Source organism: Paramesorhizobium deserti (genome assembly GCF_001558695.1).
GTDB lineage: Bacteria > Pseudomonadota > Alphaproteobacteria > Rhizobiales > Rhizobiaceae > Paramesorhizobium > Paramesorhizobium deserti.
On record NZ_LNTU01000001.1, the window covers coordinates 287,152 to 296,037 of the forward strand.

The window sequence follows — 8,886 nt, forward strand, 5'->3', positions numbered from 1 at the left end:
GTTGGAAAGATTGGGAATGATGCGGACATTCGGTCGCATGGAGACGGTTTATTCCGACCAAGCGTGCAGGTTGGTACTTCTTCACACCCCCCTCTGCCCTGCCGGGGAGAGGGGGTGTAGCAACGCCAGCCCTTCCCGCCAGTAGAATGTCGGGAAATGGCAAAAATGATCAGTCCTGATCGCGCGAACGGGGAAGCTTGCGGCTGTCATCCGTGTGGTCGCGGTAAAGGGCGGCACGCGACAGGAGCATCAGCGTGACCGGCGTGGTCACGGTGACGAAGACGGCGATCAGTACTTCGTGCAGGACCGGTCTGGAATCGAGCACGCTGAAAAAGATGATCGAGGCGAGCACGATGCTGCCCGCGCCCAGGCTGGTGCCCATGGTTGGAGCATGAATGCGTTCGTAGAAGGTCCTGAGCCGGATGAGGCCGATGCAGCCGATCAGGGTGACCGTCGCGCCGAGCAGCAGGAAGAAGCTGGTCAGGAGCGCCGCCCACAGGGGCAGTCCGGCAGCATTCATCATTCGATCACCTCCCCGCGCATGAGGAATTTGGCGAGCGCCAGCGTGGCGACGAAGCCGAGGAGGCCGATGACGAGCGCGGCCTCGAAATAGAGCACGCTGCCCGTCCTGATGCCGAGCGTGACGAGCAGAAGCATGGCGTTCACATAGACCGTGTCGATGGCCAGGATGCGGTCCTGCGCGCGGGGGCCGCGGATCAGCCGGAAGACCGCAAGCCCCATCGCCATCACGATCAGCAATTGGGCGATCAGGACCGACCAGAAAAGAAGGACCGCGCTCATTCAAATATCTCCCTGAGGGGTCGTTCATAGCGTTGCTTGACGAGATCGCCCCAGTACTCCTCCGCTTCCGCGTCGAGTACGTGCATGAGCAGTTCCCTGCTCGTGGCATTGTATTCGATCCATGCCGTCCCCGGCATGCAGGTGAGGATACAGGCGAGCACCGCTAGTCCCGTCGGATCACGCAAGGCAAGCGGAACATGCACGAGAGCCGGCCGCGCTCGTCCGCTTCGCAGAAGAATAATGCGCGCGGCATCGAAATTGGATTTGATGATGTCGACAAAGACCCCCGCAAAGAGGATCGCGGCAACCCGCCAGCGCCTTATGCGCGGCTTCGACGGATCAAGCGCCCGCATGGCCCAGGTGGCGCCAAATGCGACGGCGGCGCCGAGCAGCAGCTGGCCGGCAGAGACCCCATTGAGCAGCAGCCACATGAGGAACAGCGAAAGAGCAAGGAGCGGATAGGGCAAAAGACGCGTCATCGGCTCTCCCCTCCCCCGCCGCCCGCTCGCGGAGCGGCCAGGACGCTTTTGATATAATTCTGGGGCGCGTGCAGGGATTGCGCCGCCGCCTCCATATAGCGCATTGCCGGCCCCGCCTGGATGGCGAGCAACAGGCAGAGCAGGAGGAGACCGGCAACGGGCAGAACCTCGATGACAAGGACGCGCGGCACCTTGCCCTCGAGCGAGGCCCAGAAGGTGCGGATGCCAGTGCGCGTCATGGCGATCAGCGCAGACAGGCCGGAAAGGATGATCAGCGCCACCAATATCCAATCCGTCGGGGATATTTCGGCGGAAGCGCCAAGTCCGGTCGGATTGAAGATCGAGGCGACCAGCAGGAATTTGGCGACAAAGCCCGAAAATGGCGGCAGGCCTGTCAGAAGAATGCCGCAAACGACAAAGCAGGCGCCGAGAATGGCGAGCGTCGCCGGAATGGCAAGGCCCACTTCCTCATCGACGGCATCCTCATATTCATCGCCATAGGCTTCCATCGTCACCGCGAGAACGGCGGCGGCGGTATCCTGGCCGCGCTCCACCAGCTCGACCAGCAGGAAGAAGGCCGATATCGTTAGCGTCGAGGAGACGAGATAGAAGAGCGCCCCGCCGGTGATCGCCGTATTGCCGATGCCGATCGCGGCGAGCAGTGTGCCCGACGATACGAGCACGCTGTAGCCGGCGAGCCGGCCCATCGCCTGCGACGCCAGCACGCCGATGAGGCCGAAAGCGATCGTCGCCATACCGCCCAGGAGCAGCCAGTCGCTGCCGAAACCCGACGACGCGCCGGCCTCAACGCCGAAGAACAGGAGCGACAGGCGCAGCAGGATATAGATGCCGACCTTGCTCAGAATGGCGAAGATCGCCGCCACCGGTGCCGCGGCGGCCGCATAGGCCGGCGGCAGCCAGAAGCTCAGCGGCCACATGCCCGCCTTGACCAGGAAGGCGATGCCGAGGATCGCGGCTCCCGCCTCGAGCAACATCCGGTCCTCCGGCGCAACCGACGGAATACGCTGCGCGAGATCGGCCATGTTGAGCGTTCCGGTGACGCCGTAGAGGAGGCTCACACCGATGAGGAACAGCGCGGACGCCGCCAGATTGAAGGCGATATAGTGCAGCCCCGCCTTGACCCGCAGCGGACCGGAGCCGTGCAGGACGAGACCGTAAGAGGAAGCGAGCAGCACCTCGAAAAAGACGAAGAGGTTGAAAAGATCGCCGGTCAGGAAGGCCCCGTTCAGCCCCATCAGCAGAAGCTGGAAGATGGTATGAAAATGCGGGCCCATGCGCTGCCAGCGCGCCATGGCGAAAACGAGCGAGGCGATGGCGAGAATACCGGTCAGCACCAGCATCAACGCCGACAGGCGGTCGAGCACCAGCACGATGCCGAAGGGCGCCGGCCAGTTGCCGAGGAGATAGACGCTCGCTCCCGGGGCGGATGCATCGGCGAGGCTCATGAGGGTGATCGCTATCCCCAGAAGAAGAATTGCGGAGACGAGGCTGATCGTCGCCTTCAGCGCGCGCCGGCGCTCGTCGAAAAGCAGCATGAACGCGCCTGCCGCCAGCGGCAGCACGACGGGTGCAATGATCAGATGATGGACCCAGCCCGCCGTCATCGCCTCTCCCTGCCGTCGACATGGTCGGTTCCGGTCAGCCCGCGCGAGGCGAGCAGCACCACGAGAAAAAGCGCCGTCATGGCGAAGCTGATGACGATGGCCGTCAGCACCAGGGCCTGCGGCAGCGGATCATCATAAAGGCCCGGATCGCCCACACCGGCATCAACGAGCACCGGCGGCGCGCCCAGCCTCAGCCTTCCCATCGCGAAGATGAACAGGTTGACCGCATAGGAGATGAGCGACAGGCCAATGATGACCTGAAAGGTGCGCGGCCGCAGCAGGAGCCAGATGCCCGAAGCGGTCAATACGCCGATGGCGAGCGCGACGATCAGTTCCATCAGGCATCCTCCTTGGGCAGTGTCGCCACGAAACGATCTGTCCGGTGACTGCGGATCGACTGGTGGGCGAGCGCGATCAGCACCAGTACGGTGGCGCCAACGACGAGCAGGAACACGCCGAGATCGAAGAGGAGCGCGCTTGCCATCGGCACCTTGCCGATCCACGGCAGTTCGGCATACTGGAAATGCGAGGTAAGGAAGGGATAGCCGAAGAACCATGATCCCGCGCCGGTGAGCGCGGCGCTCAAAAGCCCGAAGCCGATCCAGCGCAGCGGCAGAATGCGCAGATGATCCTCGACCCAGCGCGTGCCGGCCGCCAGATATTGCAGGATGAAGGCGATCGCCAGCGCCACGCCCGCCGCGAAGCCGCCGCCCGGCAGGTCGTGTCCGCGCAGGAACAGATGAATGGCAAGCACGATGATCACCGGGAACAGCCATTGCATGATGACGGCCGGCACCGAGAGATAATCGCTCAGCGTATCGCCAACCTTGCGGTCCTCCCGGGCCTCGTCATAAGCGTTCTGGATCTTCTGCTGATCGGGCGATTCGACACTGTCGGCCGCAGGGCGGAAGCGACGCAGGAGGGCAAAGACGCTCAGGCCCACGACACCGAGCACCGCCATCTCGCCGAAGGTGTCGAAACCGCGAAAATCGACCAGGATGACGTTGACGGCATTCCTGCCACCGCCCTCGGTATAGGCATATCTGACGAAATAATCGCCGAGCCGGCTCGATGCCGGGCGCGTCATGATCACATAGGCAAGGAACGCCATGCCCGCGCCGCCGACAACGGCGATCAGGAAATCGCGGTAGCGCCGGATGCGGGCGCCGATCTTCACCGGCATGGGGTCCGGGTCCGCCCAGCGCTTGGGCAGCCAGCGCAGGCCAAGCAGGATGAGAACCGTCGTCACGATCTCGACCAGGAGCTGCGTGACGGCGAGATCGGGCGCGGAGAGCCAGGCAAAGGTGATGCAGGTGACGAGGCCGGCGCCGGCGAGCAGGATCAGCGCGGAGAGGCGATGATACTTGGCGCGGACCGCTGCCCCAATCGCGCAGATGGCGCCAATGAGCCAGAGGAGGACGAAGGCGGGATCGGCGGGAATGACCGGCAGAATGCCGGCGGCGGCACCCGCACGGTAGAAGGGCAGGCTTCCGGCGATGAGCGCGACCAGCACCAGAAGCCGCAATTGCGGCTGCAGACGGCGCGTTCCAAGATGGGTCTCGGCAAGGCGCGCCCAGCGCCAGGAAAGCGTGACGAGAATGCGCTCGAAGATGCGATGGCCGCCGATCCGGCGGAACCAGGGAGGCCCCTCCTCGCTCACCGCGAGGTAATTTTTGAGCGCGAAATAGAGTGCCACGCCGCCGGTCAGCGCGATGGCACTCATCAGCAGCGGCAGGTTGAAGCCATGCCATACAGCGAGACTATAGGGCGGGGTTTCGCGGCCGAGAACACCGACCACCGCCGCATGCAGGAAAGGACCGACAGTCAGGCTCGGCACGATGCCGACGACAAGGCAGGCAAGCACCAGGAACTCGATGGGGAAGCGCATCCAGTGCGGCGGCTCGTGCGGCTTGCGCGGCAGATCGTTCGGCAGCGGCCCGAAGAAAACGCTGTGAATGAAACGCAGCGAATAGGCGACGCTCAAGAGGCCCGCCACGACCGCGAGATAAGGCGTGACGGTGTCGAGGACGGATACCATATGGGTCTCGACCGCTTCGGCAAAAAACATCTCCTTGGAAATAAAGCCGTTGAGCAGCGGCACGCCGGCCATCGCCGCACTCGCCACCATGGCAAGCGTCGCCGTATAGGGCATATAGCGGAAGAGCCCGCTTAAGCGTCGCATGTCGCGCGTGCCCGTCTCGTGATCGATGATGCCGGCCGCCATGAACAGCGACGCCTTGAACGTGGCATGATTCATCATGTGAAAGATCGCGGCAACGGCGGCAAGCGGACTGCCGAGGCTCAAGAGCACGGTGATGAGGCCGAGATGGCTGATCGTCGAATAGGCGAGCAGGCCTTTCAAGTCCTGCTGGAACAGGGCGAAGTAGGCGCCGAGAACGAGCGTCGACAGGCCGGCGACGCCGACAATCCAGAACCATTCCTGCGTACCGGCGAATACCGGCCAGAGCCGCGCCATCAAAAACACGCCGGCCTTCACCATGGTCGCCGAATGCAGATAGGCCGATACGGGCGTCGGTGCGGCCATCGCATTGGGAAGCCAGAAATGGAACGGAAACTGCGCGCTCTTCGTCAGCGCGCCCAGCAGGATGAGCAGCATCGTCGGCAGGAATAGCGGATGCTGGCGGACGATGTTGCCGGAGGCGAGCACCGTGTCCAGATCATAGCTGCCGACGATATGGCCGAGGAGGAGCATGCCGACGAGAAGCGCGAGGCCGCCGACGCCGGTGACGGTCAGCGCCATGCGCGCGCCATCACGGGCGCTGGCGTTCTGATACCAGTAGCCGATGAGTAGGAAGGAGAAGATGCTGGTCAGTTCCCAGAAGACGGCGAGCAGGATCAGATTGCCCGCCATCACCACACCGAGCATCGCGCCCATGAAGGCCAGGAAGAAGGAGAAGAACCGCGGCACCGGATCTTCCGGCGACATGTAATAGCGCGAATAGACGACGACGAGCAGGCCGATGCCCGTCACCAGCATGGCGAACATCCAGGCGAAGCCATCCATCCGCAGATTGAAATTGAGGCCATATGCCGGCAGCCACTCGATCTGGCTGCGCACCACGCCGCCATCCATCACCGATGGATAGAGCGAGATGGCGATTGCAAGCCCGGCGACTGAAACTGCGCCGGCGAACACGGCTTCCACGTTGTGGGCATTTGAGCGGAAGAGAGCAACGACGGCGCTGCCGGCAAAAGGAAGAAGCATCAGCAAGATCAGCAGCCCGCCGTCAATCTTCATCCGCCGTCACACCCTCCCTTCTATTCATCTTCGCTCATCAGCGCGAATGTCTGTTGAATATGGCTAATTCCATCCAGCACCGGCGAGATAGATCGCGCCAATTTCCTGGGTCTCGAACCAAATCTGCTGCGGCTGAAATCACGCCTGATCGCGATTCGCTCTAGGAATAACCTACATCTCTGCTCTTTGCCAACATTATGGCCATCTGCGGCGATATACATCATAATTTTTCAAGGACTTATATCCGCGTTTATTTCGCCCCGCCGAGATACACCGCACGAGGCCGAATAGCCTGTGCCGGCAGCTATAAATTCCTTGCCAGCATCTCCTCGAGCTGCCGGCGCTTTCGTTTCGAGCGGATTTGTTCGGTTCCCACCGTTTCGGAATGGAGATGCCATCGGCCGTCGCGGGAAAAGGCGACAAAGCGCCGGCGGGCGCCGACGAGGAGGTCTTCGGAGGCGTAGTCGGCGAGGACCAGGATTTCCATCGCGACGGGGCCGTTCAGGGCGCTGATTTCGACGCGTTCGCCGCCCGCCTCATCTTTGCTCTCCCCACCATGCGCAACGCGTGCGAGCAAGCTCCTGAAGCTGCCGATCTCCATATATTGCCCTGGTATGAGCGGCCCCTGATAAGTCCGCTTCTTCGGATCGTCGGCATTCTCCCCACCGTCGGACGGCTCCACATCCGTCACCGGGCGGCTCCAGTTCTGCCCGCCGGCCTCAAGCCCTGCCACGATGCTTTCGACATAGATCGGCTCGGAACTCATATTGCTGATGAAACAGCGGGCATCGAGTGCAGTGCCCGCGCCGTAATTGATGATGATCTTGGGCCGGGTCTGACGCCTGTAGCCGACAAGGAAGACCTGCAGATAAACCAGCCAGACGATCAGCATCGCCAGGCTGACGAGCAATGTCAGGCCACGATTGCTGGCGCTGATCCATTCAAGCATCTGCCGGTCCCGTAGTAGCAAAGCATGGGCTGAACGAAGCACACGGGCGGAATGTTCCGCGGCGCGATTGACATGGGGGTCATGTGCCTTAGCTTTCGCTACAGCATCGGCCTGAAAATCGGAATCGATTTTCAGAAAGCCTGATGCGTAGATTCAATAGCTTACAGCGTCCTTTGTGCGTCCCACCGGACGTACGGCGCTGTAAAGTGGCGGACCGGACGTGCGGGGCGTCTTCAGCACCAGGGAGCGAGGCGAACATATGATACCGACGAAAATGAAAGCCGTCGTGCTGACGGGACACGGCGGCATGGACAAGCTGGTCTATCGCGAGGATGCCCCCGTTCCCGCATGCGGGAGCGGCGAGGTGCTGATCGAGGTGACCGCCTGCGGCCTCAACAACACAGACGTCTGGGTCAGGCAGGGCGCCTACGGGACGGAGGACGACCCGCAGGCGATATCGACATGGCGGCGGGGGCGCTCCACCCTCTCCTTCCCGCGCATCCAGGGGGCCGATACCGTCGGCAGGGTTGTCGCGGTCGGCGCAGGCGTTCCAGAAGAACGTATCGGCGAGCGGGTGATCGTCGACGCCTCGATCTACAATCGCGACGACGATAGCCTCGCCGATATCGACTATATCGGCCACGGGCGCGACGGCGGCTATGCCGAATATACGGCGATCCCGGCGGAGAACGCCCATGCGATCGACACCAATCTTTCGGATGCGGAGCTCGCCACCTTCTGGTGCGCCTATCATACGGGCGAGCAGATGCTGGTGCGCGCCGACGTCAAGCCCGGCGAAACCGTGCTCGTCACCGGTGCCTCGGGCGGCGTCGGCTCCGCGATCGTCCAGCTCTGCCGGGCGCGCGGCGCCATCCCCTATGCCGTCGTCAGCAAGGGAAAGGAGCAGGCCGTGCGCGATCTCGGAGCGGAGGACGTCATGCTGCGCGACGGCGGCGATTTCGCGGAAGGGCTGGCGCGGATGATGAACGGTCGGCCGCTCGACGTCGCCGCCGATCTGGTCGGCGGCGAGATGTTCGGCAAATTGCTGAACGCGTTGCGGCCGGAAGGGCGATACACGACGGCGGGCGCGATCGGCGGACCGGTGGTGCAGCTCGACCTGCGCACCATGTATCTCAAGCAATTGCAGCTCAACGGCTCGTCGCAGGGGACGCGAGGGGCCTTCGCCCGGGTGCTGGACTATATCCGCAGCGGCAAGATCCGCCCGGTGCTCGCGGCGACCTATCCGCTCTCCCGCTTCCATGAGGCCCAGGAGCGCTTCATGTCGAAGAGCTTCGTCGGCAATATCGTGGTCATCCCCGACCGGCATCTTAAAGCCTGATCTTTCCGCGGAACCTTCCGCCGCCAGAAGGATTATTGGCGGAAAGGGAGGGATTGCCCCATGGACACCGGAAGAGAAGAGCAGATCAAGGCGCGGGCCTACGAGATCTGGGAACAGGAAGGCCGCCCGCAGGGGCGCGCGCGCGATCATTGGGAACAGGCCCGCCGCGAAATCGACGGCGACGCGGCGTCGCCACAGCCCAACGGGAAGGGCAAGACCGCCAGAAGAAGTAAGAGAGCCACCGCACCCAATGACAATCCGGCAGCGGCCACCCCCGGCTTCATGCCCGGCACCGGCAGCACCGGCGATGTGGGCGACGCACTGTCGCCGGTGAAGCGGCCGCGCAAATCAGGGACGACACGGAAAAAATGAGGCGGTGGCTTTCACGTCATCATTGACAATTTCCACCGATGCGATTGCGGCATTGTCGAGCT

General features: G+C 63.0%; 9 protein-coding genes. 2 read left to right on the forward strand and 7 right to left on the reverse strand.

All coding sequences use genetic code 11. From position 1 onward, the window contains the following. Positions 1-169: 169 nt before the first annotated feature. From mnhG to ATN84_RS01400, 7 genes are all read right to left on the reverse strand, one after another. Entirely contained in the window at positions 170-523 is a 354-nt protein-coding gene (gene mnhG / locus ATN84_RS01365; RefSeq protein WP_068879742.1) for a monovalent cation/H(+) antiporter subunit G, read from the reverse strand. Next, positions 520-801, reverse strand: a complete 282-nt coding sequence (locus tag ATN84_RS01370) for a K+/H+ antiporter subunit F (protein WP_068879743.1) — start codon at positions 799-801, stop codon at positions 520-522. Before ATN84_RS01370 ends, mnhG begins: the two co-directional genes overlap by 4 nt. Continuing rightward, positions 798-1,280, reverse strand: coding sequence for a Na+/H+ antiporter subunit E (locus tag ATN84_RS01375; protein WP_068879744.1), 483 nt, complete (start codon positions 1,278-1,280; stop codon positions 798-800). The genes ATN84_RS01370 and ATN84_RS01375 overlap by 4 nt, the downstream gene beginning before the upstream one ends. Further along, a complete protein-coding gene (locus tag ATN84_RS01380; protein ID WP_068879745.1) occupies positions 1,277-2,905 on the reverse strand; it encodes a monovalent cation/H+ antiporter subunit D in 1,629 nt (542 codons plus the stop codon). Before ATN84_RS01380 ends, ATN84_RS01375 begins: the two co-directional genes overlap by 4 nt. Further along, complete coding sequence (locus ATN84_RS01385; protein WP_068879746.1) at positions 2,902-3,243, reverse strand: Na+/H+ antiporter subunit C; 342 nt, start codon at positions 3,241-3,243, stop codon at positions 2,902-2,904. Before ATN84_RS01385 ends, ATN84_RS01380 begins: the two co-directional genes overlap by 4 nt. Beyond that, positions 3,243-6,164: a monovalent cation/H+ antiporter subunit A gene (locus ATN84_RS01390; protein ID WP_068879747.1), complete on the reverse strand. Its 2,922-nt coding sequence runs from the start codon at positions 6,162-6,164 to the stop codon at positions 3,243-3,245. Before ATN84_RS01390 ends, ATN84_RS01385 begins: the two co-directional genes overlap by 1 nt. Before the next feature lie 304 nt (positions 6,165-6,468). Next, positions 6,469-7,113, reverse strand: a complete 645-nt coding sequence (locus ATN84_RS01400) for a hypothetical protein (protein WP_068879749.1) — start codon at positions 7,111-7,113, stop codon at positions 6,469-6,471. Positions 7,114-7,372: 259 nt separating this feature from the next. Between ATN84_RS01400 and ATN84_RS01405 the strand changes: the two genes are divergently transcribed. Both ATN84_RS01405 and ATN84_RS01410 read left to right on the forward strand, forming a co-directional pair. Further along, complete coding sequence (locus tag ATN84_RS01405) at positions 7,373-8,452, forward strand: alcohol dehydrogenase family protein (RefSeq protein WP_068879750.1); 1,080 nt, start codon at positions 7,373-7,375, stop codon at positions 8,450-8,452. A 60-nt stretch (positions 8,453-8,512) separates the two neighbouring features. Then, positions 8,513-8,824 (forward strand): DUF2934 domain-containing protein, encoded by a 312-nt coding sequence (locus ATN84_RS01410; protein WP_082766043.1) that lies wholly within the window; start codon positions 8,513-8,515, stop codon positions 8,822-8,824. Positions 8,825-8,886: the final 62 nt, after the last annotated feature.